17 protein-coding genes, 1 tRNA gene and 1 pseudogene are annotated in these 22,157 nt (G+C 69.7%); 11 read left to right on the top strand and 8 right to left on the bottom strand.

Annotation, left to right across the window (positions count from 1 at the left end; genetic code table 11):
- Positions 1 to 331 precede the first annotated feature (331 nt).
- The 3 genes from IEZ01_RS26760 to IEZ01_RS26750 form a co-directional block, all read right to left on the bottom strand.
- Positions 332 to 1,486 carry a DUF6923 family protein gene (locus tag IEZ01_RS26760; protein WP_189204188.1) on the bottom strand — a complete coding sequence of 385 codons (1,155 nt, stop codon included), beginning with the start codon at positions 1,484 to 1,486 and terminating at the stop codon, positions 332 to 334.
- A gap of 630 nt (positions 1,487 to 2,116) precedes the next feature.
- On the bottom strand, positions 2,117 to 2,269 hold the full coding sequence (locus tag IEZ01_RS26755) for a hypothetical protein (RefSeq protein WP_189204186.1): 153 nt from the start codon (positions 2,267 to 2,269) through the stop codon (positions 2,117 to 2,119).
- 481 nt (positions 2,270 to 2,750) lie between these two features.
- Positions 2,751 to 3,068, bottom strand: a complete 318-nt coding sequence (locus tag IEZ01_RS26750) for a hypothetical protein (RefSeq protein ID WP_189204184.1) — start codon at positions 3,066 to 3,068, stop codon at positions 2,751 to 2,753.
- Positions 3,069 to 3,522: 454 nt separating this feature from the next.
- Here IEZ01_RS26750 and IEZ01_RS26745 point away from each other — a divergent pair, with 454 nt between their 5' ends.
- The 3 genes from IEZ01_RS26745 (at position 3,523) to IEZ01_RS26735 (ending at position 9,375) form a co-directional block, all read left to right on the top strand.
- Positions 3,523 to 4,392 carry an SDR family oxidoreductase gene (locus tag IEZ01_RS26745; RefSeq protein ID WP_189204183.1) on the top strand — a complete coding sequence of 290 codons (870 nt, stop codon included), beginning with the start codon at positions 3,523 to 3,525 and terminating at the stop codon, positions 4,390 to 4,392.
- Between the two features lie 505 nt (positions 4,393 to 4,897).
- On the top strand, positions 4,898 to 7,963 hold the full coding sequence (locus IEZ01_RS26740; protein WP_189204181.1) for an ATP-binding protein: 3,066 nt from the start codon (positions 4,898 to 4,900) through the stop codon (positions 7,961 to 7,963).
- A 26-nt stretch (positions 7,964 to 7,989) separates the two neighbouring features.
- Entirely contained in the window at positions 7,990 to 9,375 is a 1,386-nt protein-coding gene (locus IEZ01_RS26735; RefSeq protein WP_189204179.1) for an FAD-binding oxidoreductase, read from the top strand.
- Positions 9,376 to 9,619: 244 nt separating this feature from the next.
- On the opposite strand, the gene IEZ01_RS26730 is transcribed toward IEZ01_RS26735, so the two are convergent.
- The gene (locus tag IEZ01_RS26730) at positions 9,620 to 10,618 is read right to left on the bottom strand and encodes an NAD(P)H-dependent flavin oxidoreductase (protein WP_052185667.1); all 999 of its coding nucleotides are present in this window, start codon (positions 10,616 to 10,618) and stop codon (positions 9,620 to 9,622) included.
- Positions 10,619 to 10,782: 164 nt separating this feature from the next.
- Here IEZ01_RS26730 and IEZ01_RS26725 point away from each other — a divergent pair, with 164 nt between their 5' ends.
- Together IEZ01_RS26725 and IEZ01_RS35225 are read left to right on the top strand one after the other, a co-directional pair.
- Entirely contained in the window at positions 10,783 to 11,556 is a 774-nt protein-coding gene (locus IEZ01_RS26725) for an alpha/beta fold hydrolase (protein ID WP_019888136.1), read from the top strand.
- A 365-nt stretch (positions 11,557 to 11,921) separates the two neighbouring features.
- Positions 11,922 to 12,191, top strand: a pseudogene (locus IEZ01_RS35225) (tyrosine-type recombinase/integrase); the annotation flags it as partial.
- Between the two features lie 233 nt (positions 12,192 to 12,424).
- Here IEZ01_RS35225 and IEZ01_RS26715 read toward each other — a convergent pair.
- Positions 12,425 to 12,498 (bottom strand) — tRNA-Gly (locus IEZ01_RS26715).
- A gap of 222 nt (positions 12,499 to 12,720) precedes the next feature.
- On the opposite strand from IEZ01_RS26715, the gene IEZ01_RS35220 reads away from it, so the two are divergent.
- The 3 genes from IEZ01_RS35220 (at position 12,721) to IEZ01_RS26705 (ending at position 14,059) form a co-directional block, all read left to right on the top strand.
- A complete protein-coding gene (locus IEZ01_RS35220) occupies positions 12,721 to 12,900 on the top strand; it encodes a hypothetical protein (RefSeq protein WP_028797772.1) in 180 nt (59 codons plus the stop codon).
- Positions 12,901 to 12,982: 82 nt separating this feature from the next.
- Positions 12,983 to 13,558 carry a dCTP deaminase gene (gene dcd, locus IEZ01_RS26710; protein ID WP_019888139.1) on the top strand — a complete coding sequence of 192 codons (576 nt, stop codon included), beginning with the start codon at positions 12,983 to 12,985 and terminating at the stop codon, positions 13,556 to 13,558.
- A 3-nt stretch (positions 13,559 to 13,561) separates the two neighbouring features.
- Positions 13,562 to 14,059 carry a phosphoribosyltransferase gene (locus IEZ01_RS26705; protein WP_019888140.1) on the top strand — a complete coding sequence of 166 codons (498 nt, stop codon included), beginning with the start codon at positions 13,562 to 13,564 and terminating at the stop codon, positions 14,057 to 14,059.
- Between the two features lie 75 nt (positions 14,060 to 14,134).
- Here the strand turns inward: IEZ01_RS26705 and IEZ01_RS26700 are convergent, their stop codons facing one another.
- From IEZ01_RS26700 to IEZ01_RS26690, 3 genes are all read right to left on the bottom strand, one after another.
- Positions 14,135 to 15,094, bottom strand: coding sequence for a Yip1 family protein (locus IEZ01_RS26700; RefSeq protein WP_019888141.1), 960 nt, complete (start codon positions 15,092 to 15,094; stop codon positions 14,135 to 14,137).
- 171 nt (positions 15,095 to 15,265) lie between these two features.
- Entirely contained in the window at positions 15,266 to 17,521 is a 2,256-nt protein-coding gene (locus tag IEZ01_RS26695; protein WP_019888142.1) for a (Fe-S)-binding protein, read from the bottom strand.
- Between the two features lie 175 nt (positions 17,522 to 17,696).
- Positions 17,697 to 18,194 carry a sugar transferase gene (locus IEZ01_RS26690; protein ID WP_189204177.1) on the bottom strand — a complete coding sequence of 166 codons (498 nt, stop codon included), beginning with the start codon at positions 18,192 to 18,194 and terminating at the stop codon, positions 17,697 to 17,699.
- A 263-nt stretch (positions 18,195 to 18,457) separates the two neighbouring features.
- Here IEZ01_RS26690 and dnaK point away from each other — a divergent pair, with 263 nt between their 5' ends.
- The 3 genes from dnaK to dnaJ are packed head-to-tail and all read left to right on the top strand — an operon-like array spanning position 18,458 to position 22,155.
- Positions 18,458 to 20,305: a molecular chaperone DnaK gene (gene dnaK / locus IEZ01_RS26685; RefSeq protein ID WP_019888144.1), complete on the top strand. Its 1,848-nt coding sequence runs from the start codon at positions 18,458 to 18,460 to the stop codon at positions 20,303 to 20,305.
- Positions 20,302 to 20,952 carry a nucleotide exchange factor GrpE gene (gene grpE, locus IEZ01_RS26680; RefSeq protein WP_019888145.1) on the top strand — a complete coding sequence of 217 codons (651 nt, stop codon included), beginning with the start codon at positions 20,302 to 20,304 and terminating at the stop codon, positions 20,950 to 20,952. The genes dnaK and grpE overlap by 4 nt, the downstream gene beginning before the upstream one ends.
- 30 nt (positions 20,953 to 20,982) lie before the next feature.
- The gene (gene dnaJ / locus IEZ01_RS26675; protein WP_189204175.1) at positions 20,983 to 22,155 is read left to right on the top strand and encodes a molecular chaperone DnaJ; all 1,173 of its coding nucleotides are present in this window, start codon (positions 20,983 to 20,985) and stop codon (positions 22,153 to 22,155) included.
- The last annotated feature ends 2 nt before the right edge of the window (positions 22,156 to 22,157 follow it).

Raw genomic sequence — 22,157 nt, 5'->3', positions numbered from 1 at the left:
TGACCTGGGCCTTCTCTCAAGAGCGGGTGACGGGAATCGAACCCGCGCTCTGAGCTTGGGAATCACCCGGTACTTGGACCTGAGTGTGGCCTCTGACCTGGGGAAACGTCTCCCTGGAAACCGGCTGTGGAGCGTTCCGGCCACCCCGTGTTGCCCGCTGTTTACCGCCTCTACTGGCACGTTGTGGCACGGGGTTGGAAGCGGCTCACCGGTGACCCCGAGCCTGGTGATGGCGGTACGGTGTCCGGCGCGTGCGTGAAGGCGTTGACGTCCCGGGGCCCCCGCCCGGAGGCGGGGGCCCCGGCCGCGCGACTCCGGGAACAGCCGGAGGTCAGGCCAGGCGTCGGGCTGCGAGGTTGCCCAGCTTCAGGGGCTTTTCGAGCGGTGTCTCCTTGGGGACGTACAGCCGCAGGTGGACCTTGAGGCTCTTCCCCGCCGCGATGAGGTGGTCGTCACCGGGGGTGTCCAGGATGAACCGGTGGTCCTGGCGGGCCTTGGTGACCTTCGCCGCCTCGGTCTTGACCACCGAGCCCGGTACCTCGTCGAAAAGGATGCGCCACTTCTTCACCGGCACGGGCTTGCCGGTCTGTGTCAGTTTGGCGGTGAGCGTCACCTCGAAGCTGTAGACCAGCATCGGCTTGCCGTTGATCGGTTCCTCCCAGGGGTTCTCCTGGCGAGGCTTCTGTTCGAACTGGATCGCCTCGTAGGCGGGCGGCAGCTTCTGCTCCGTGACGTCACCTCCGGCGTCCCGGATGTCCAGCTTGTCGACGTCGATCTTCCCCCGGCCCACCCGCTCCGCGGTGCCGATCAGAGTGGAGTCGATGGGCTTTTCCCGTGTCGAGGCCCGCAGGTCGACCCGGTAGACGTTGCCGGCGTTGTCGAAGGCGTAGAGCCGGCCGTGTTCCTCGAAGAAGACGGCCGAGTAGCTGGCGAACCCGGAGGAGCCAGCCTGGGCCTTGGGGAAGACGTTCTCCTTGAGTTCGACCTTCTGAGGGTTCCGGGTCGGGTCGGCCCACAGCAGGGCGCCGTTCTTCCCGTCGACCGCGTAGAGGCGCCCGTCGACGGGGTGGTAGGCCCAGTCGTACCAGCCGCCCGTGCCCGGGGGGTTCTGCAGGGTTGCCGTGACGGGGTTGGCGGTCAGGTCCAGTACCGCACTCTTGGTGTTGGGCAGGCCGCAGATCACCATCTTGTTGCCGTCCGGACTCACGGCCCCCAGCATCCAGTTGTTCTCGGGCAGGCCGGTGACTTTCTGCGGGGTGATGGTCTTCGTCGACGGGTCGATGACGAGCAGAGTGCTCTGTTCCTTCCTGCTCATCGCGTAGAGGAGGCCCTTGGGCCAGCTGTAGGCGAGCGCGTCATACCCGTTGTTGTACTCGGGCATATCGGTCTTGGTCACATCCCCTGTCAGCACGTCGAAGGTGTACAGGCTGGTGGGGGCATCACCGATCGCGAGGTAGGTGAACCGGTTGTAACGCTTTGCTGCCATGCGCTGGCTCCTGTCTGCGGGACGTCCTCGGGCGGCGGACGAGGGATCGCCCTCCCGATCACCACCAGTAGGGGCCGCGCACGTCGTCGGGGAACTCGTGAAACCCGGCATGTAGGCCATCCGGTCTCGATGGTTCACCGCAGAAACGAATGCGCCGCTGACCCGCTTGGGCTAGGGGTGGGGAGATCGATCCACTGAGCAGGAACGGGAAGGCGTCGAGCAGGGCGGCCGTTTTCAAAAGCGCCAGCACTCCCCGGGGTGGTCTGGACAGCTACGAAGCCCCAGGTCTCTGACTTGGGGCTTCGTTCACGAGCGGATGACGGGAATCGAACCCGCGCTATAAGTTTGGGAATCACCGCCGCTGGGGTGGTCGATACGGCCTCTGACCTGCGGCTATCGGCTGTATCGAGGGGCGTGGCTGCGGCGTCTGAGCGCCTGGAATGACCGCTGTTGACCGTTCTCAAGGCCACGGTTGGGGCACGTCTTTCACGGTGGTGCTTCGCGGTCGGTGTGAGTAGCGCGGATTGCCGGCGACTCGTCGCCGTCGGTGGAGCGCTGACATGGAGGATTGCTGCAGCAAGCGACCAGACGGACGGGGTGGCGTGGTCCCCGCGATGGGGAGGCACAGGGTCAGGCGTCGCCTTCTGCCCCCTCGGCTCGGATCGCCATGTCCCGCAGAACCTCGGCCGAAGGGATCGCCGGATCACCTTCGTCGTGGATCAGGGCGAGTTGAATGTAAGCCGCCGAGAAGGCGGCGGCCAACTGTGTTACGGCTTTGCCCATCTAGACAACAAACAAGCCCCAGGTCTGTGACCTGGGGCTTTGTCGTGGAGCGGATGACGGGAATCGAACCCGCGCTATAAGCTTGGGAAGCACCCGGTACTTGGGCGGGTGCACACCGTCTGACCTGCGGTAACGGCTATTGGCGGCCTCGTGTCGGTCGACTCGGCGAAGCCTTTGGTGACCGCTGTTTACCGCCCTTACTGGCACGTTGTGGCACTGGGCTTCCGTTCAGGGGCCAGTGGAGGCGTCGCGCTTCTCCGGTGGGTGACGCCGGGCCTTCCGACGTCGGCGGGCCCAGTCGCCGGTTTCGCCGATGGCAGCGATCAGTGCGGCGAACGAGGCGCTCGCCGCGAGGCCGGCCGGGTGGCCTGTCGCGTGTCCCAGGAGCCAGAGGGCCAGGGTGAGCACGGCCCACCAGGCGGTGAGCGATGGGGCCTCACGTCGCGCGCGGCCGGGCCGAGGTGCTGTTGCGGGCATGGGGTCAGGAGCCCTCGCGCGGGACCACCACAGGGCGGCCCTGACGCGTACGGGCGGTGAGGCCCAGAACCAGGTAGCCGGCGATGGCGAGTACACCGCCGGCTGCCGTGCAGCCGAGGGTCATGTCGGCGGAGGCGCCCGCTACGCGGGGGAGCGCGTTGACGGGTGCGGTGGCATAGACCAGCAGGAGGGCCCAGCCGCGTGGTCGTACAGGAGCCAGTCGGTGGCGCAGCCGCTTGGGGACTCGGTTCGTGGCCATGGCCAGGCCCGCCGGCAGCACCGTGAGGGAGAAGAACGCGAGGCCGATCCCCTGCCATGTCATGGGGGCTGACTCCTGGGGTGCAGGCATAGCGCGGCCGTGCGGGCAGCTGTGCCGAGGTTGATGACGCCGTACAGCGGACGCCGGCGTGAGGGCGACCCTACCGAGGCCGCGGACAGCCGCATCAGGGGCCGAGCCGTTTGTCTGCGCGCGCCGACACTGCCGGAGCCCGGCAATGTGCTTTCCGGCGGGGGCTGAACTGGGCGTGTCCGGGTCCTGGTTCCACCAGTGGCGCGATCGTGAACCGACCGCGCTTGAGGTCCGCCGGCAGCACCCGGCGGAGGAGATCGAGGAGATCTTCCAGTGGTCCGGGGCACCTACGGCTCGCCGAAGGTGTTCTTCGAGCCGGCTGGTTCCCTGTGCCCTGCCAGCCTAAGATGTGTGGCGATTTGTCTGGTTTTGTAGCTGTTCGGGTATTTTGAGAAGCCGACGACTGATCCCCTGGGAGTGAGTGAAGATGGCCACAGTGCTGGTGACGGGCGCGTCGGGGAACGTCGGCTCGAAGGTCGTCGGGGAGCTGCGGGAGCACGGGATTCCCGTCCGGGCCTTCGTTCGGGACCTGGGCCGTGCGGCTGCCGTCCTCGGCGGGGAAGTCGAATTGGCGCAGGGCGACTTCGCTGAGCCGGCGTCGGTCCGCCAGGCCCTGGAAGGTGTCGAGCGGCTGTTCCTGATCTGCGCGAACCACCCCCAGCAGGTCCAGTACGGGACACAGGTGATCGACGCGGCAGTGGGCGCCGGGGTCCGGCAGGTGGTCATGCTGTCCACGATCGGCGCCGAGGCTGGGTCTCCGACGACGTTCTTCGACCAGCACGGCCGGATCGAGGAGCATCTGCGCGGATCAGGAGTCCCGGCGGTGGTTCTGCGCTCCAGCCACATGATGTCGAACATCCTCGGTTCTGCCGTGACCATCCGGCAGGCCGACCGCTTCTTCCTCCCCGCCGGTGGCGCGCGGATCGCGATGATCGATCCACGGGATGTCGCCGCTGCGGGTGCCTCGGTGCTGAGCGCGGCGGTGCGGGGCGGGCGGACCTCCGTCCTCACCGGACCGGAGGCGATCACCTACGGGGATGTCGCAGGGCAGCTCTCGAATGCGCTCGGCCGCCCGATCGAGTACGTGGCAGTGCCGGACGAGGCGGCTGCCGCCGGGATGGCTCAGGCGGGCATGCCGCCGTGGCTGGCGGAGCAGGTAGTGGCCGTCTTCGGGGCACTGCGTGACGGCATCAACTCGTCCACCACGGGTGGGGTGCGGGAGCTGACCGGCCGTGAGCCGCGCGGTATCGAGCACTTCGCGCGCTGGGCGGCCCCGCTGCTGTCCGGGTCGGCCTGAGCGTCCGAAGAAGGATCAGGTGAGCGGCGCACGTGGGGCGCCCTTGCTGGAGAAGAAGCCTGCCCTCGTACCGGAGGGGAGGCGAGGGTCGGCTCGCCGCGCCCGCGCCGACCATCCCCATGTACAACAAGCACCCGACGACCCCCATGAAGCCCTTGATCCACGGCACAGCTGCATCTTCCTCATCGATCGCGTTACGCCTCCCTGCGTGACCGAACGGAATCGCAGCGCGAGAGGGCGGAGTACCCGGGCCCAGGACCAGCGGATCACCGAACCCTCCGACCTCGTAGAAGGGCCCGACGTCGTTCACTTCGACCCGTGACATGCGAGGGAGCCGTGGCGGCCGGAGTGCTCGACGGCTCGCGTGAGCCGCTCGCAGGCCGCAGCCTGGGACTGTGGACGCCGCACCAATCCCTGGGGGGATAGGGCGGGCCGCGCACCCGTGGAGGGTCCCCGGGTGCAGGGCCCGGGGCCGGTGCCGGACCCGGTGTTCAGGAGAAGACTGATGGACGGCGAGGTTCTGCACGCGCGCCTGCTGGGCAGCATGGATCTCCGCGTCGGAGATCGGCGGCTGGGGCCGCTGGACTCCGCTCGCGCGGAATCGCTGCTGGCTTGCCTGCTGCTGCACCGCGACGCGCCGCAGTCGCGTCAACACCTGGCGTTCCTGCTGTGGCCGGACTCGACCGAAGGCCAGGCGCGCACCAACCTGCGCAAGGTACTGCATACCCTGCGCCACGTGCTGCCCGAGTCGGACCGGCTGATCGACATCGGGCCGCGGAGCCTGCAGTGGCGCCCGGGGGCGCCCCTGTGGCTGGACGTGGAGCACTTCGAGCGGGCGTTGGCGGCAGGGCGGCTCGAGGAGGCGGTCGAGACATACGCGGGTGACCTGCTGGAGGGCTGCTACGACGAGTGGCTCCTCGGCGAGCGGGAGCGGCTCGCGGGTCTCCACCTGGATGCGCTGGACGAGCTTGCTCTTCGGCATGAGTGCGCCAGGCGCTGGCCGGAGGCCATCCGTTTGGCCGAGAGGCTGGTCGCCTACGATCCACTCCGCGAGGAGAGCCACCGGCTCCTGATGCGTCTGTGCCGGGCGTCCGGGGACCGTGCCCGTGCCGTGCGCGCCTACCATGCCTGCGCGACGGTGCTGGAGCGCGAGCTCGGGATCGAGCCGTCGCCGGAGACCCGTTCCCTCTACGAGTCGTTCCTGGCCGGAGTACCGCCCAGTCCACCCGTGTCGTCCAAGGCCGGCGTGAAGACCTCCGGTACGTCTCCGTACGTCGGGCGCGAGGCGGAGAAGGCCCGGTTGGCCGCCGTATGGAACACGGCGGCGGCGGGACACGCGCAGCTGGTGCTCGTCAGCGGCGAGGCGGGCGTGGGCAAGACGCGGCTGGTCGCCGAAGTGCGCGCGCGGGTCGGCGCGGTGACGGTGCCGGCCCGCGCCTACCCAGCCGAGGGCCCGATGGCCTACGGGGTCGCCACCACCTGGCTGCGCTCCCGGCCGGTCGCTGCGCGCCTGCCCAGGCTGGAACCGGCGCACCTCGCCGTGCTGGCGCACCTGCTGCCCGAGCTGGCCGCCGGCATGCCGCCGCCCGAGCCGCTGCCGGAAACGGAGCTGCGGCGGCGGCTGTACGAGGCGATCGGCCAGGCGCTGCTGGGCGCGGGTGCGCCGCTGCTGCTGATTCTCGACGACGCGCAGTGGGCGGACGCGCCATCGCTGCGCTTCGTCCACTACCTGCTGCGGGCGGCACCGTCCGCGCGGCTGCTGGTCGCGGCCACCGCCCGGCGCGAGGAATACGACGAGGGCCACCCGCTCGTCGGCCTGACCACCGCCCTCCAGGCGCGCGGGCGCTTCACCGGGATCGAGCTCGACCGGCTCGACCGGACGGAGACCGCGCGGCTCGCCGAACGCATCACCGGCACGCCGCTCGAAGCGGCCGAGTCCCAGCGCCTCTACGACGACAGCGAGGGCAACCCGTTGTTCGTCGTCGAGGCGCTCAAGCCCGACGCGCCCGCGGCCACGCCGAAGGTGCAGGCCGTGATCGCGGGGCGCCTGGCGAGGCTGTCACGGCCCGCCGCCGCGCTCGCCGGTGTCGCCGCGGCGATCGGACGCGCGTTCACCGCCGACGTCCTGGCCGCCGCGTCAGGGCTCGCGGAGGAGACCTTCGTCGGTGTGCTGGACGAACTCTGGCACCGCGGCATCATCCGCGCCCACGGCCTGGGCGCCTACGACTTCAGCCACGGCAGGATCCGCGACGCCGCCTACTCCTCGCTCGGCCCGCCTCGTCGGCGCCAGGCTCATCTCGCGATCGCCCGGGCCCTTGAACAGGCCGGGGACGCGCCGCCAGCGGCTCTCGCCCTTCACTACGACAACGCCGGCGCGACCGGTGATGCCGTCCGCTGGTACGAGCGGGCCGCGGAAACCGCCCAGTGGCTGCACGCCCACGAAGACGCCGTCCAGGCACTCGACCGCGCACTGGAGCTCTCCGACCGTCTCCCACCCGGGCCGGTCACCGCCCGCCTCCAGCTGCGCCTGCTCACCGCGCTCCCGGCACCGCTGGTGGCCTTCGAGGGCTACGGGTCCCAGCGGATGGCACGGGTGCACGCCCGCGCCCTGGGCCTGGCCGAGCAACTCGGCACCACCCTTGATCCGCCCATGGTGTGGTCCCTCGCACTCGCGGCCCTGACCCGCGGCGACTGGGCCTCGGCGCGCGCGTTCGGCGACAGGCTGCGGGCCCGCGCCGAACGTGACGACGACGAGGTGCTGAGAGTGGAGAGCGACTACATCCTGGGCATCGCCGCCTACTGGCACGGACACCTGACCACGGCGCGCACCCACTTCGAATCCGCGATGCGGCATTTCCGGCCTGCTCTGCGACGGGCCCACGTGCTGCGCTACGGACAGGACCCGGAGTTGCTCGTCCGGATGCGCCTGGCCCACACGCTGTGGCTCCTCGGCCATTCCGATGACGCCGACCACCAACAGGACCTCGCCCTGCGGGCCGCCGCCGCCGAGTCCGCCCATGCCTACAGCCGCGCGACCGTCCAGGTGTTCTCCGCGGTCCTCGCCGTGGACCGCGGCGACACCGAGCGGCTACGCCGCTGTGTCCGGATACTCCACGCCCACACACCGGATGACGCGCCCGCCCACATCCTGCTGCCGGCCCAGATGTTCGCGGGACACCTCGACGTGCTTGACGGGCGGACAGCCGGCGGACTGGAGCGTGTGCGGGCCGTGCGCGAGCAGGCGGTACGCGTCCAGGCGCCGGCACCCGGCCTGCCGGGCGTAGCCACGCGCGTACTCCTTGAGGACTACGTGGCGGCCGGCACGACGGCGGCCGGCCTCGCGCTGGCCGACGAGGCGCTGGCCATGGGACGCGGCGCGGAACTCTGGGAGGCCGAAATCCGACGCCTGCGCGCGACGCTCCTCGCAGCGCTCGGCGCTCCCGCCGACGAAGTCGCGGCAGAACTCGACCGCGCCCTCGTGGTGGCACATCGCCAGCAGGCACGCTCATTCGAACAGCGGATCCGGGAAACGCTCACGGAACGCCCTCCCGGCCATGATCGAACCCTCTGAAGTCCGAGACGACCCGAGGAGGAGCCATGACCGTCACCGATCCGGCGGCCGCGCTACGCCAGGGATTCACCGGCCAGGTGCTCCGGCAGGCGCAGCCGGGCTACGACGAGGCGCGCCAGGTCTTCAACGCGATGATCGACCGCCACCCGGCGGTCATCGCCCGATGCGCGGACACGGCGGACGTCGCGGCGGCCGTCGACGTCGCCCGGGACCACGGGCTCGTCGTGGCCGTCCGCTGCGGAGGTCACAGCGTGGCCGGGCTGAGTACCTGCGACGACGGGATACTGATCGACCTCAGCGGCCTGAAGGCCGTCACCGTCGACCCCGAAGCGCGGACCGCGCGGGCCGGCGGCGGCGTCCTGTGGGGCGAGTTCGACGCCGCCACCCAGGCGCACGGACTCCACACACCCGGCGGACGCGTCAGCACCACCGGGATCGGCGGGTTCACCACCGGCGGAGGCTATGGCTGGACGTCCTGCAAACACGGGCTGGCCTGCGACAACCTTCTCTCCGCCGAGGTCGTCCTCGCCGACGGCAGAGTGGTCCGCGCGAGCGAGCACGAGCACGCGGACCTGTTCTGGGGCATCCGCGGCGGCGGAGGAAACTTCGGCGTCGTCACCGAGTTCGAGTTCCGGCTGCACCCACTCGGCCCGACGGTCCTCGCGGGACTGACGATGTTCCCGATCGAACGCGCCGCCGAGGTACTGCGCGGCTGGCGGGACCGCGCCGACGCAGCCCCCGACGAACTCGCGACCGCCGTCGTCGTGCTCACCGCGCCGCCCGAGCCGTTCGTCCCCGAGGAGCTGCGCGGCCGCCCGGTCCTGGGTATGGCGGCCCTGTACGTCGGCGAAGCCGGCCGAGGCGTCGCCGCGGTACAACCGCTCAAGGACCTCCACCCCGTCGTCGACCTCATCGCCCCGGTGCCCTACACCGCCTTCCAGGCGGCCCTCGATCCGTCCGCGCCACGAGGCTTCCGCAGCTACTGGCGCGGCGAATACATCCGGGAGCTGAGCGACGACGCGATCGACGCGTTCCTCGCGGACGCCGTCGACCTGACCGTGCTCGGCGCACCCCTCAGTCAGATGGTCATCTTCCGCATCGGGCAGGGCGTCGCGGCGGTGCCCGACGGGACGACCGCGTTCTCCCACCGTGACGCCCGGTACCTGTTCCACCCGATCTGCATGTGGGCGGACCCCTCCGACGACAGCCGGATGATCACCGCCGCCCGCGCGTTCGCATCCGCCATGCGCCCCTTCAGTACGGGCGCCTCCTATCTCAACTTCACGCCGGAGACCGACCGAGTCCGCGACGCCTACGGAGACGACACGTACGCGCGCCTCGTGGCACTCAAGAACACGTACGACCCGGGCAACCTCTTCCGACTCAACCAGAACATCCGCCCCAGCCACTGAAGGCCGGACGGTTCACAGAGGTCTGGAAAAGAAGCAAGCCCCAGGTCGCTGACCTGGGGCTTCATAGAAGAGCGGATGACGGGAATCGAACCCGCGCTATAAGCTTGGGAATCAGTCGGCACTTGAGCCCGCATGCAGCTCCTGACCTGCGAGAACGTCCGCTGAGGAGCGTCTGCCGCCTTCCCTCTGGCGAACCCTTGTTGCCCGCTGTTTACCGCCCCTACTGGCACGTTGTGGCACGGCCTCAGACCACGCCAGCGCTGTTCTTCGCCGGTACCAGGTCGACGAGAGCGCGCAGCGTCGTCTCTGCCTCGGTGATCAGCCGGTGGACGAGTTCGGCGGCCGGGGCGATGTCCTGGACGAGGCCGGCGGTCTGGCCCGTCAGCGGGATCAGTTCGTGCGCCGTGCCGTCGCGCATCGACGCCATCACCCGGGTGCGCAACGCCCCGGCCTGTGCGGCGGCCACTTCGGGGCGGGCGTTGCCCTCCTCGACGAACCGGGTGCGCAGTGAGCGGGGGACGGTCGTGAACCCGCCCTCGGTCGGCGAGGGCAGGATCTGGTCGACGAACGTCACTTTGACGGCGTCCTGACTTGCGGCGGAGACGATGGCCGCCTTCCAGTCGTCGCTGACCTCGCATTCGGCTGAGGCCAGGAACCGGGTGCCGATGTTCACGCCCTGCGCCCCCAGGGCCAGCGCCGCGGCGATGCCCCGGCCGTCGGCGATTCCGCCGGAGGCGAGTACGGGCAGCGGCCGGACGGCGTCGACGACCTGCGGCACGAGCGCCATCGTGCTGACGTCGCCGCAGAACCCGCCGGATTCGGTGCCCTGCGCGCTGATCACGTCGACGCCGGCCTCGGCCGCGCGCACGGCCTGTTCGACCGTCGTCACCTGCTGCAGGAAGACCGCGCCGGCTTCGTGGACGCGGGCCACCAGGGCTCCCGGCTCGCCGAGCGCGAAGGAGAACACCGGTGGGGCCTCGGCCATCACCGCGCCGAAGACCTCGGGGTCGAACGGGCGGCGGGTCATGTTCAGCGCGAACGGCCGGTCGGTGAGATCCCGCAGTCGGCGCACGTCGTCACGTACCTGCGCCGGCGTGCGCAGCGTGGTGGGGACGCTGCCCAGCGCACCGGCGTCGCTGACCGCCGCGGCAAGCCGCATGCCCTGCTGCCAGGGCCCTCCGAGCGGCCCCTGCACGATCGGCACTTCGATGCCCAGTAGTCCGCACACCGGTGTCCGTAGCATCGCGCCTCCATCCCGAGGGCCCCCGAGACAGGGATGTTTCTGCTTTCAAGCCTAGGTGTGGGGGTTCCCGAATGCCTGCCGAACCGTTCGGACAGACGCAGACTCGTGCTTCGCGTGCGGGTGCGCGTCCTCGGCCGTCCTCATACGCTGCGGATATGCCGGACATGGCACTGACATCGCGGCGGCTCGGCAGCGGGCCGCCCCTGCTGGTCGTCCTCCAACTCGACCGGGACGGCTGGCGGCCCGTCCTGGAGCGGCTCTCCCGCGAGTACGAGGTGGTGGCCGTGGACCTCCCGGGCTTCGGTGACAGCCCCGCGCTCCCCGAAGGGACCACGCCCACCGTCGAGGCGCTGGCTGCCGCCGTGGCGGAGTGGCTCCCCGGTGCCGGCCTCACCCGCCCGCCCGTCGTAGGGAACTCCCTGGGTGGGGCCGTCGCCCTCGAACTGGCACGCATCGGTGCGGTCGGGAGCGCCGTCGCGCTGTCCCCGATCGGGCTGTGGACCGGACCCGAGGCCGCATACGCTCTCGGTTCGCTCCGCATCGCACACTCCATGGCACGAGCCTTCGTCGAACGCCCCGGATGGATCGCCGGACACCCGATCGGGCGCACCGTTGCCTTCTGGCAGCTCGTCGCCCGGCCCTGGCGGATCCCGGAGGCGGCAGCCGTCGGCGCGCTGAGCAACCTGGCCCGCTCGCCCGGCTTCGAGCCGACGCGGCATGCGGCGCACTCCTACCGGCTCCGAGCCTTCGCCCCCGGAGTCCCGGTCACGGTCGGCTGGGGCACCCGGGACCTGATGACCCCACCCCACCAGGCGCTCAGGGCGGCACGACTGCTTCCAGGCGCCCGGCACGTCTCACTCAAGGGCTGCGGTCACTCGCCGATGTCCGACGACCCAGAGCAGATCACCCAGGTGGTGCTCGACGCCATCAGAGGCTGACCTCTGTCGCCCTCCTTCCGGCGGACCCTCGTCGCCCGCTGTTTCACCGCTCCTACCGGCACGTTGTGGCACGGCTTTCGTGTGCGGGCTGGCCGCGCTTCCGACTCACCGGTGCCGCCTTGTTCCCTTGGGGAACGAGGCGGATGTCCAGTGAGGGAACGCCGTCGCTGTTCACTCTCGGGACACGACGTGCGGCGGAGCTCTCCTCCGCAGGCTGACGACTACGCGGATCGGGCCAAGACCTCGTGGACCTGGGCCCGAGGGGCGATCCGTGTCAGCTGAGTGGGGTGAGGTGGGCGGCCAGTTCCTGAGCTTCGGGCGAGAGCCCGGCGTGGACTTCGCGGGCGAAGGCTGTGTCGGGGCGGGTGCGGCACACCGGCAACACCCTCGCCGCCGACACCGGCGCCAAGCTGAAGGACCTGATGGTCCGCGCGGGCCAGTCCTCGGAGCGCGCCCAGCTGATCTACCAGCACTCCACCAAGGAGCACCAGCGCAGGCTCGCCGACGACATCGACGCCACCGTCCGTAGCCAGCGCACGCCGGCGGATCGTGGGTCGGGCACCAGCGCGACCGCCTCCGTGCACAGGATCGTTCCCCCGCTCGCAGCTCCTGCCGGAACGGCACGGCGGAGGTGACGCACAGGGGTGCGGTCCCGGCAGACAGCTGGGGCCGTACCCCTGCGACGTGTGTGGCAGGTCACCCGAAATGCGTCTCGGGATTCGGGACCGTTCGGCGCGCGGTGGCCGCGAGTGAGTTCGAGGCCCAACCTGACGCCCCGTTACAGCACTTATGGCACGCGAATGGCACGCGCCACAAAAAAGGTCTAGACGACGAACAAACCCCAGGTCGCTGACCTGGGGTTTCTCTATGGAGCGGGTGACGGGAATCGAACCCGCGCTCTGAGCTTGGGAAGCTCATGTTCTACCATTAAACTACACCCGCACAGCGGACCCATCGCGGTACCGCATCGTCGCACACTGTACCTCATTCTCAGGCTCCTCGGTGGAAAACACCGCGGGGCCTGTCTGCTGTTCAGGCGGTCGACGGGCGTGCGGGGGAAGGGTGTTGGGGCGTAGCGTTGGGGGCGGCGGGGCGCTTGATGGGGTGTCCTGTTCATCCCCTAATGTGGCTATCTCGTCCACGGTTTTCTGGGGAAGGGACTTGATGGACCCGATGGAGCGCACTGTCCGCTGTGCCGAAGGGCACGTCTTCACCACCACTTCGTTTCCTATGCAGCAGCTCGGGGCCGGACGGATCGGGCCCGGGCGGCTCATCCGGTGTCCGCGGTGTGCGCGGTTGCGGCATGCCGTGCCCGTGGCCGTCCGTGAGCTGCAGCAGCGGTAGCGGTACGTAGCGGGGAGTAGTGGAGGCGCGCGGGATGCTGTCCGATTGGGGCGGGCCCGCGCGCTCTGCGTATCCTCGGGGCGTGCTTCTCTCAGACAAGGACATCCGGGCCGAGATCGACGCCGGGCGGGTCCGTATCGACCCGTACGACGAATCCATGGTGCAGCCCTCGAGCATCGACGTGAGGCTTGACCGCTTCTTCCGGGTGTTCGAGAACCACCGCTACCCCCACATCGACCCCGCCGTCGAGCAGCTCGACCTGACGCGTGAGGTCGAGCCGGAGGGCGACGAGGCGTTTATCCTCCACCCCGGTGAGTTCGTGCTCGCCTCGACGTACGAGGTCATCACGCTGCCGGACGACATCGCCTCCCGCCTGGAGGGCAAGAGCTCCCTCGGGCGGCTCGGGCTGGTGACCCACTCCACCGCCGGCTTCATCGACCCCGGCTTCTCCGGGCACGTCACGCTGGAGCTGTCGAACCTCGCCACGCTGCCGATCAAGCTCTGGCCGGGGATGAAGATCGGGCAGCTGTGCATGTTCCGGCTGAGCTCGCCGGCCGAGTTCCCGTACGGGAGTGAGCGCTACGGGTCCCGGTACCAGGGCCAGCGGGGGCCGACGGCCTCCCGTTCGTACAAGAACTTCCATCGGACGCAGGTGTGAGCAATGAGTGATGTACGGGAGAACCTGACGTACGAGGGGTTCGGGCGCGCCGTGCGCGAGCTCGCGCAGACCATCGCCGACGACGGCTACGAGCCCGACATCGTGCTCTCCATCGCCCGCGGCGGTGTCTTCGTCGCCGGCGGGCTCGCCTACGCCCTCGACTGCAAGAACATCCACCTCGTGAACGTGGAGTTCTACACCGGCGTCGGCACCACGCTCGAGATGCCCGTGATGCTCGCCCCCGTGCCGAACGCGATCGACTTCTCCGACAAGAAGGTCCTGATCGCCGACGACGTCGCCGACACCGGCAAGACCCTCAAGCTCGTCCACGACTTCTGCGTCGAGCACGTCGCCGAGGTCCGCAGCGCCGTCATCTACGAGAAGTCCCACTCCCTCGTGAAGTGCGAGTACGTCTGGAAGAAGACGGACGAGTGGATCAACTTCCCCTGGAGCGTCGAGCCGCCCGTCGTGAAGCGCGAGGGGCAGGTGCTGGACGCCTGAGTCCGCGCAAGCGCAAGCGGAAGGGCCCGCCGGGTACGACGTACTCGGCGGGCCCTTTCGGCATCGTCAGGGGTACTACAGCGTGCCCAGCTTGATGATCGACAGCAGCGCGACCAGCTGGATCGCCGACGCGCCCAGTGCCTTCGGCCACGGCAGGTCGTGGGACTTGCTCACCATCGATGTGAACAGCGCGCCCGCCGCCAGCCAGGTCAGCCAGCCGATGACCTGGACCAGGCCGTTCTCGCCGCCCAGGAAGAGGGCGAAGACCAGACGCGGCGCGTCCGTGATCGACATGATCAGCATGGAGAGGCCCACCGTCGGCTGCCATGCGCCGTTGCCGCCGAGCTGGCGGGCGAGGGTGTGGGTCACCGCGCCCAGGATCAGGCTGCCGATCACGAAGCCGACGCCCGTCATCAGGGCGTACGGGATCGCCGTCGAGATCGTCGCGTTGATGGCCTCTTCGCGCGCCTGGTCGAAGCCGAAGATCGCCAGCAGGCCGTAGAGGAACGTCACGACCAGCGCCGTGCCCCACACCGCGTGGTCCCGCATCTGCCAGAACGTCGGGCCCGGGCGCATCACGATGCCGCTCAGCAGGCTCTTCCACGGCAGCCGCGGGCCCGCGGGGGCCGCCGGTGCCGCGCCGGCCTGGTACGTGGCGCCCTCGCCGTACGGGTCCTCGTCGATCCGGAACGCCTGGGTGTGGCCCGGGGTGTTCGCCGTCGAGGAGTGGGCCGGGCCGGCGCCGTACGGCGGCCGCGGGTCGTACTGCTGCCCGTACTGCGGGCCGCCGGGCTGCTGCGGCCGGCCGTAGGGGTCGCCGAAGTACTCCGGCTCGCCGTACGGCTGCCCGCCCTGGTGCCCGCCAGGGTGCCCGTGCGGCCCCTGCTGCCAGTGGGGCTGCTGTTGCTGCCCGTACGGCGGCGGGGGCGCCGCGGGCTGCCCGTAGGGCGCCTGCGGGGGCCGCTGGCCCTGCTGCGGTTGTTGTTGCGGGGTGCGGTTGTTGTCCCGGCCGCGTCCGATCCTGAATCCAGCCACGTCGTCGAACGTACCTGGTCCCGCTGTCCGCCATGTCCGGCGAGGGGAAAGACGGCCCCCTTTGCGGCTGACCTGTGACATCCCCTAGGGGAGGAGGGGCCGGAGGGACGAGAGGGCCCGTACGCCGTGAGACGTACGGGCCCTGTTCGGTCCTACCGGAGCGCTACGGCGTCAGGAGGAGGTGACCGACTCCTCCGCCGGCTGCGGCTCCTCCTCCGGCTTCGCCTTCACCGAGTCGAGCAGCAGCTGCGCCACGTCCACGACCTGCAGGCTCTCCTTCGCCTGGCCGTCGTTCTTCTTGCCGTTGACCGAGTCGGTCAGCATCACCAGACAGAACGGGCAGGCCGTCGACACGATGTCCGGGTTGAGGGACAGCGCCTCGTCCACGCGCTCGGTGTTGATGCGCTTGCCGATCCGCTCCTCCATCCACATCCGCGCGCCACCGGCGCCGCAGCAGAAGCCCCGCTCCTTGTGGCGGTGCATCTCCTGCTGGCGCAGGCCCGGCACGGCGGACATGATCTCGCGCGGCGGCGTGTAGACCTTGTTGTGGCGGCCCAGGTAGCACGGGTCGTGGTACGTGATCAGACCGTCGACCGGCGTCACCGGGATCAGCTTGCCCTCGTCGATGAGGTGCTGGAGCAGCTGCGTGTGGTGGATGACCTCGAACTCGCCGCCCAGCTGGGGGTACTCGTTCGCGATCGTGTTGAAGCAGTGCGGGCAGGTCGCGACGATCTTCTTCGCGGACTTCGGCTTCTTCGTCGACTCGTCCTCGTCGTCCTCGCCGAAGGCCATGTTCAGCATCGCCACGTTCTCCTGGCCGAGCTGCTGGAACAGCGGCTCGTTGCCCAGGCGGCGCGGCGAGTCACCGGTGCACTTCTCCTCGCCGCCCATGATGGCGAACTTGACGCCCGCCATGTGCAGCAGCTCCGCGAAGGCCTTGGTGGTCTTCTTGGCCCGGTCCTCCAGGGCGCCGGCGCAGCCGACCCAGTACAGGTAGTCGACCTCGGTGAGGTCCTCGACGTCCTTGCCGACGATCGGGACCTCGAAGTCGACCTCCTTGGTCCACTCGACGCGCTGCTTCTTGGCCAGACCCCAGGGGTTGCCCTTCTTCTCCAGGTTCTTGAGCATCGTGCCCGCCTCGGACGGGAAGGCGCTCTCGATCATCACCTGGTAGCGGCGCATGTCGACGATGTGGTCGATGTGCTCGATGTCGACCGGGCACTGCTCCACGCACGCGCCGCACGTCGTGCAGGACCACAGCACGTCCGGGTCGATGACGCCGTTCTCCTCGACGGTGCCGATCAGCGGGCGCTCGGCCTCTGCCAGGGCGGCGGCCGGGACGTCCTTCAGCTGCTCCTCGGACGCCTTCTCCTCGCCCTCCATCGTCTTGCCGCCGCCGGCCAGCAGGTACGGGGCCTTGGCGTGCGCGTGGTCGCGCAGCGACATGATCAGGAGCTTCGGGGAGAGCGGCTTGCCGGTGTTCCAGGCGGGGCACTGCGACTGGCAGCGGCCGCACTCGGTGCAGGTGGAGAAGTCGAGGAGGCCCTTCCAGGAGAACTGCTCGACCTGGGAGACGCCGAAGACGTCGTCCTCGCCCGGGTCCTCGAAGTCGATCTCCTTGCCGCCGCTGGTCATCGGCTGGAGCGCGCCGAGCGCGCTGGCGCCGTCCGCGTTGCGCTTGAACCAGATGTTCGGGAAGCCGAGGAAGCGGTGCCAGGCCACACCCATGTTGGTGTTGAGCGAGACCGTGATCATCCAGATCATGGTCGTGCTCAGCTTGATCATGGCGAAGAGGTAGACCAGGTTCTGCAGCGCGCCGACGCTCAGCCCGTCGAGGGCCAGGACCAGCGGGTACGAGGCGAAGTACGCGGCCTCGTAGTGGTCGACCTGGTGCAGCGCGCCCTCGAGGCCGCGCAGCACGTAGATGGCCAGGCCGATGATGAGGATGACGTACTCGACGAAGTACGCCTGGCCCATCTTCGAGCCCGCGAAGCGGGACTTGCGGCCGGGGCGCGAGGGCAGGTTCAGCAGGCGGATGACGATCAGCGTGGCGATGCCGAGGATGGTCATCGCGCCGATGAACTCGATGTACATCTCGTACGGGATGAACCCGCCGAGCACCGGCAGCGTCCAGTCGGCCTGGAACAGCTGGCCGTACGCGGTGACGATCGTCGGCGGCAGCGTCAGGAAGCCGACCGCGACGAACCAGTGCGCGAAGCCGACGATGCCCCACCGGTTCATCCGCGTGTGGCCGAGGAACTCCCTGACCAGCGTCACGCTGCGCTGGTAGGGGTTGTCCGTCCGGGCGCCGGCCGGCACGGGCTGGCCCAGCTTGAAGTAGCGGACGAACTGGCCGATGGCGCGGGCGAGCAGCGCAACGCCGACCACGCTCAGGGTCAGCGACACAATGATCGCGGCGAGTTGCATGAGGGGCTCCTCGGGCCTGCGAGGCGGGAATCTGCAGAACGTACTAAGCGGTAACTTATTTCAGTCCGTGCTGAGAGTACCCAGATATTCCGCCGCACTGTAGCCGTGCCTGCGGTGATCTGTGTCGCTCAGGCGACCCTTGCCGCGCCCCTTGGACGGGGCCCGCCGGGCCCGCTCAGATGGGCCGTGCGGACGCCCGTGCCCATGCAGGAAGCGTACGGCTCAGAATCGCCAGATCCATCCCGAGCCAGTGATGGTCCACATAGTGGAGATCGAGCAGGGTCATCTCCTCCCACGGCAGCTCCGAGCGCCCGCTGACCTGCCAGAGCCCGGTCATGCCCGGCCGTACGGACAGCCGCCGGCGCGCCTGCCCCGCGCAGCCCTCGTCGTCGGCCGTGAGGGGGCATGGGCCGACGAGGGACATCTCGCCGCGGACGACGTTGATTAGCTGGGGGAGCCGGGCCAGGAGGCGGCTGCCGGTGCGGAACGTCAGCATCCGGAACTCCCGGCCATGGAGACCCGCCCGTACGTCCCTGCGCAGCACCCCGTCCGGGTGATCCAGGGCCCCCAGCGCGGAGAGGGCGAGCGCGGCGGCCACGGCCAGGAACGCCGGCGCCAGGACCAGCAGCAGGAAGAGGCTGCCCAGCAGGTCGAGTGCCCGCTTGGCGGTCATGCCCCGCACCTCCCGATCGTGGGATGTTTGTCCGCGTGTGTCAGGCTCTGGTCGGACTCTCTCATGGGTGAGCGGAATTCCCCGGCCGCGACGCGGCCCGCGAGGCCGGGCCGAGCCGGGCTGAGCTGGGGCTGTGTGGGGGATCTGAGTGAGGCACCCGGCGGGAAGTTGAGTCGATCCGACTCATGTCTGTTGACGCATCGGGGGCGGTCATGCATCCTTGAGTCAGTTCCACTCAAGTCAGGTCAGCTGGAGGAATTGAAATGGCACGTGCGGTCGGCATCGACCTGGGCACGACTAACTCCGTCGTCAGCGTTCTCGAAGGCGGCGAGCCCACCGTCATCACCAACGCCGAGGGCGCCAGGACCACGCCGTCCGTCGTCGCCTTCGCGAAGAACGGCGAGGTGCTCGTCGGCGAGGTCGCCAAGCGCCAGGCGGTCACCAACGTCGACAGGACCATCCGGTCGGTCAAGCGCCACATGGGCACCGACTGGAAGATCGACATCGACGGCAAGAGCTTCAACCCGCAGCAGATGAGCGCCTTCATCCTGCAGAAGCTCAAGCGCGACGCCGAGGCCTACCTGGGCGAGAAGGTCGTGGACGCGGTCATCACCGTCCCGGCCTACTTCAACGACTCCGAGCGTCAGGCCACCAAGGAGGCCGGTGAGATCGCGGGCCTCAACGTCCTGCGTATCGTCAACGAGCCGACCGCCGCCGCGCTGGCCTACGGCCTCGACAAGGACGACCAGACCATCCTGGTCTTCGACCTCGGTGGCGGTACGTTCGACGTCTCGCTGCTGGAGATCGGCGACGGCGTCGTCGAGGTGAAGGCCACCAACGGTGACAACCACCTCGGTGGTGACGACTGGGACCAGCGCGTCGTCGACTATCTGGTGAAGCAGTTCCAGAACGGGCACGGCGTCGACCTGTCCAAGGACAAGATGGCTCTCCAGCGTCTGCGCGAGGCCGCGGAGAAGGCGAAGATCGAGCTGTCGTCCTCCACCGAGACGACGATCAACCTGCCCTACATCACGGCGTCCGCCGAGGGCCCGCTGCACCTGGACGAGAAGCTCACGCGCGCCCAGTTCCAGCAGCTGACCGCTGACCTCCTGGAGCGCTGCAAGACGCCGTTCCACAACGTCATCAAGGACGCGGGCATCCAGCTCAGCGAGATCGACCACGTCGTCCTCGTCGGTGGCTCGACCCGTATGCCCGCCGTCGCCGAGCTCGTCAAGGAGCTGACCGGCGGCCAGGACGCCAACAAGGGCGTCAACCCGGACGAGGTCGTCGCCATCGGCGCCGCCCTGCAGGCCGGTGTCCTCAAGGGTGAGGTCAAGGACGTCCTGCTCCTCGACGTGACCCCGCTGTCCCTCGGCATCGAGACCAAGGGCGGCATCATGACCAAGCTCATCGAGCGCAACACCACGATCCCGACCAAGCGGTCCGAGATCTTCACGACGGCCGAGGACAACCAGCCGTCCGTGCAGATCCAGGTCTACCAGGGCGAGCGCGAGATCGCGGCGTACAACAAGAAGCTCGGCATGTTCGAGCTGACCGGCCTCCCGCCGGCCCCGCGCGGCGTCCCGCAGATCGAGGTCGCCTTCGACATCGACGCCAACGGCATCATGCACGTCACGGCCAAGGACCTCGGCACGGGCAAGGAGCAGAAGATGACCGTCACCGGCGGCTCCTCGCTGCCGAAGGACGAGGTCGACCGCATGCGCCAGGAGGCCGAGCAGTACGCGGACGAGGACCACCGCCGCCGCGAGGCCGCCGAGACCCGCAACCAGGGCGAGCAGCTGGTCTACCAGACCGAGAAGTTCCTCAAGGACAACGAGGACAAGGTCCCCGGCGACGTCAAGACCGAGGTCGAGACGGCGGTGTCGGAGCTCAAGGAGAAGCTGAAGGGCGAGGACACCGCGGAGATCCGCACCGCCACCGAGAAGGTCGCGGCCGTCTCCCAGAAGCTCGGCCAGGCGCTCTACGCCGATGCCCAGGCCGGTCAGGCCGCCGCCGGCGGTGCCGGTGACGCGGGCCAGGCCAAGGCCGACGACGATGTCGTCGACGCCGAGATCGTCGACGACGAGAAGCCGAAGGGTGGCCAGGCGTGACGGAGGAGACCCCGGGCTTCGAGGAGAAGCCTGACGTCCCCTCCGGCGCCACCCCTGACGACGCCGCCGAAGCCGCCGAGTCCCCCTCCACGGAGGAGGGCCCGGCGGCCCCGGCCGGGGACGCAAGCCAGACCGCCGGTCTGACGGCCCAGCTGGACCAGGCCCGCAGTGCGCTCGCCGAGCGCACCGGGGACCTCCAGCGGCTCCAGGCCGAATACCAGAACTACCGCCGCCGGGTGGAGCGCGACCGGGTCACCGTCAAGGAGATCGCCGTCGCGGGCCTCCTCACCGAGCTGCTGCCGGTGCTCGACGACATCGGCCGCGCCCGGGAACACGGCGAGCTCGTGGGCGGGTTCAAGTCGGTGGCCGAATCGCTGGAGACGGTCGCCGCCAAGATGGGCCTGCAGCAGTTCGGCAAGGAGGGCGAGCCCTTCGACCCGACCATCCACGAGGCCCTGATGCACAGCTACGCGCCGGACGTCACCGAGACGACCTGCGTGGCGATCCTGCAGCCGGGGTACCGGATCGGCGAGCGGACCATCCGGCCCGCGCGCGTGGCGGTGGCCGAGCCCCAGCCCGGGGCGACGCCGTCCGCCAAGGACGAGAAGAAGGCCGACGAGGAGAGCGGTGGCCCCGACGAGGGCTGACGCAACGATCGTCCGGAAGGAGGGACGTCGATGAGCACGAAGGACTTCGTCGAGAAGGACTACTACAAGGTTCTCGGCGTCCCCAAGGACGCCACGGACGCCGAGATCAAGAAGGCCTACCGGAAACTCGCCCGCGAGAACCATCCGGACGCCAACAAGGGTGACACCAAGGCCGAGGAGCGCTTCAAGGAGATCTCCGAGGCCAACGACATCCTCGGCGACCCGAAGAAGCGCAAGGAGTACGACGAGGCCCGCGCGCTCTTCGGGAACGGCGGCTTCCGCCCCGGGCCCGGCGGCGGCTCGTTCAACTTCGACCTGGGCGACCTCTTCGGCGGCGCCCAGAGCCCCGGCGGCGCCGGGGGCTTCGGCGGCGGCCTCGGGGACGTCTTCGGCGGACTGTTCAACCGGGGCGCGGGCGGCGCGGGTACGCGTACCCAGCCGCGCCGCGGCCAGGACATCGAGTCCGAGGTGACGCTCAGCTTCACCGAGGCGGTCGACGGGGCCACGGTCCCGCTGCGGATGTCCAGCCAGCAGCCCTGCAAGGCGTGTTCGGGCACCGGCGACAAGAACGGCACGCCGAGGGTCTGCCCGACGTGTGTCGGCACCGGCCAGGTCTCGCGCGGTTCGGGCGGCGGCTTCTCGCTCACCGACCCGTGCGTGGACTGCAAGGGCCGGGGCCTGATCGCGGAGACGCCGTGCGAGGTCTGCCACGGCAGCGGGCGCGCCAAGTCCTCGCGGACGATGCAGGTCCGCATCCCGGCGGGGGTCTCCGACGGGCAGCGGATCCGGCTGCGCGGCAAGGGCGCGCCGGGCGAGCGCGGCGGGCCGCACGGCGACCTGTACGTGGTCGTCCATGTCGACGCCCACCCGGTCTTCGGCCGCAAGGACGACAACCTCACCGTCACCGTCCCCGTCACCTTCGACGAGGCGGCGCTCGGCGCCGAGGTGAAGGTCCCGACGCTGGGCGGCCCGGCGGTCACGCTGAAGCTGCCCGCGGGCACGCCCAACGGCCGCACGATGCGGGCCCGGGGCAAGGGAGCGGTCCGCAAGGACGGCACCCGCGGCGACCTGCTGGTCACCGTCGAGGTGCAGGTCCCGCAGACGCTCGGCGACAAGGCGAAGGAAGCGCTGGAGTCGTACCGCGAGGCGACCGCGGGAGAGGACCCCAGGGCAGAGCTGTTCCAGGCCGCGAAGGGAGCTTGACG

The sequence above is a fragment of the Streptomyces purpureus genome (assembly GCF_014648195.1).
GTDB lineage: Bacteria > Actinomycetota > Actinomycetes > Streptomycetales > Streptomycetaceae > Streptomyces > Streptomyces purpureus.
This window is presented reverse-complemented; position numbering and strand designations above follow the sequence as displayed.

Coding starts and splice junctions, on each gene's coding strand:
- dnaJ (WP_189204175.1), top strand. CDS start 20,983: ATGAGCACGAAGGACTTCGTCGAGAAGGACTACTACAAGGTTCTCGGC.
- IEZ01_RS26730 (WP_052185667.1), bottom strand. CDS start 10,618: ATGCTACGGACACCGGTGTGCGGACTACTGGGCATCGAAGTGCCGATC.
- IEZ01_RS26695 (WP_019888142.1), bottom strand. CDS start 17,521: ATGCAACTCGCCGCGATCATTGTGTCGCTGACCCTGAGCGTGGTCGGC.
- IEZ01_RS26745 (WP_189204183.1), top strand. CDS start 3,523: ATGGCCACAGTGCTGGTGACGGGCGCGTCGGGGAACGTCGGCTCGAAG.
- IEZ01_RS26690 (WP_189204177.1), bottom strand. CDS start 18,194: ATGACCGCCAAGCGGGCACTCGACCTGCTGGGCAGCCTCTTCCTGCTG.
- IEZ01_RS26735 (WP_189204179.1), top strand. CDS start 7,990: ATGACCGTCACCGATCCGGCGGCCGCGCTACGCCAGGGATTCACCGGC.
- IEZ01_RS26740 (WP_189204181.1), top strand. CDS start 4,898: ATGGACGGCGAGGTTCTGCACGCGCGCCTGCTGGGCAGCATGGATCTC.
- IEZ01_RS26705 (WP_019888140.1), top strand. CDS start 13,562: ATGAGTGATGTACGGGAGAACCTGACGTACGAGGGGTTCGGGCGCGCC.
- IEZ01_RS26725 (WP_019888136.1), top strand. CDS start 10,783: ATGGCACTGACATCGCGGCGGCTCGGCAGCGGGCCGCCCCTGCTGGTC.
- IEZ01_RS26750 (WP_189204184.1), bottom strand. CDS start 3,068: ATGACATGGCAGGGGATCGGCCTCGCGTTCTTCTCCCTCACGGTGCTG.
- IEZ01_RS26760 (WP_189204188.1), bottom strand. CDS start 1,486: ATGGCAGCAAAGCGTTACAACCGGTTCACCTACCTCGCGATCGGTGAT.
- IEZ01_RS35220 (WP_028797772.1), top strand. CDS start 12,721: ATGGACCCGATGGAGCGCACTGTCCGCTGTGCCGAAGGGCACGTCTTC.
- IEZ01_RS26755 (WP_189204186.1), bottom strand. CDS start 2,269: ATGGGCAAAGCCGTAACACAGTTGGCCGCCGCCTTCTCGGCGGCTTAC.
- dnaK (WP_019888144.1), top strand. CDS start 18,458: ATGGCACGTGCGGTCGGCATCGACCTGGGCACGACTAACTCCGTCGTC.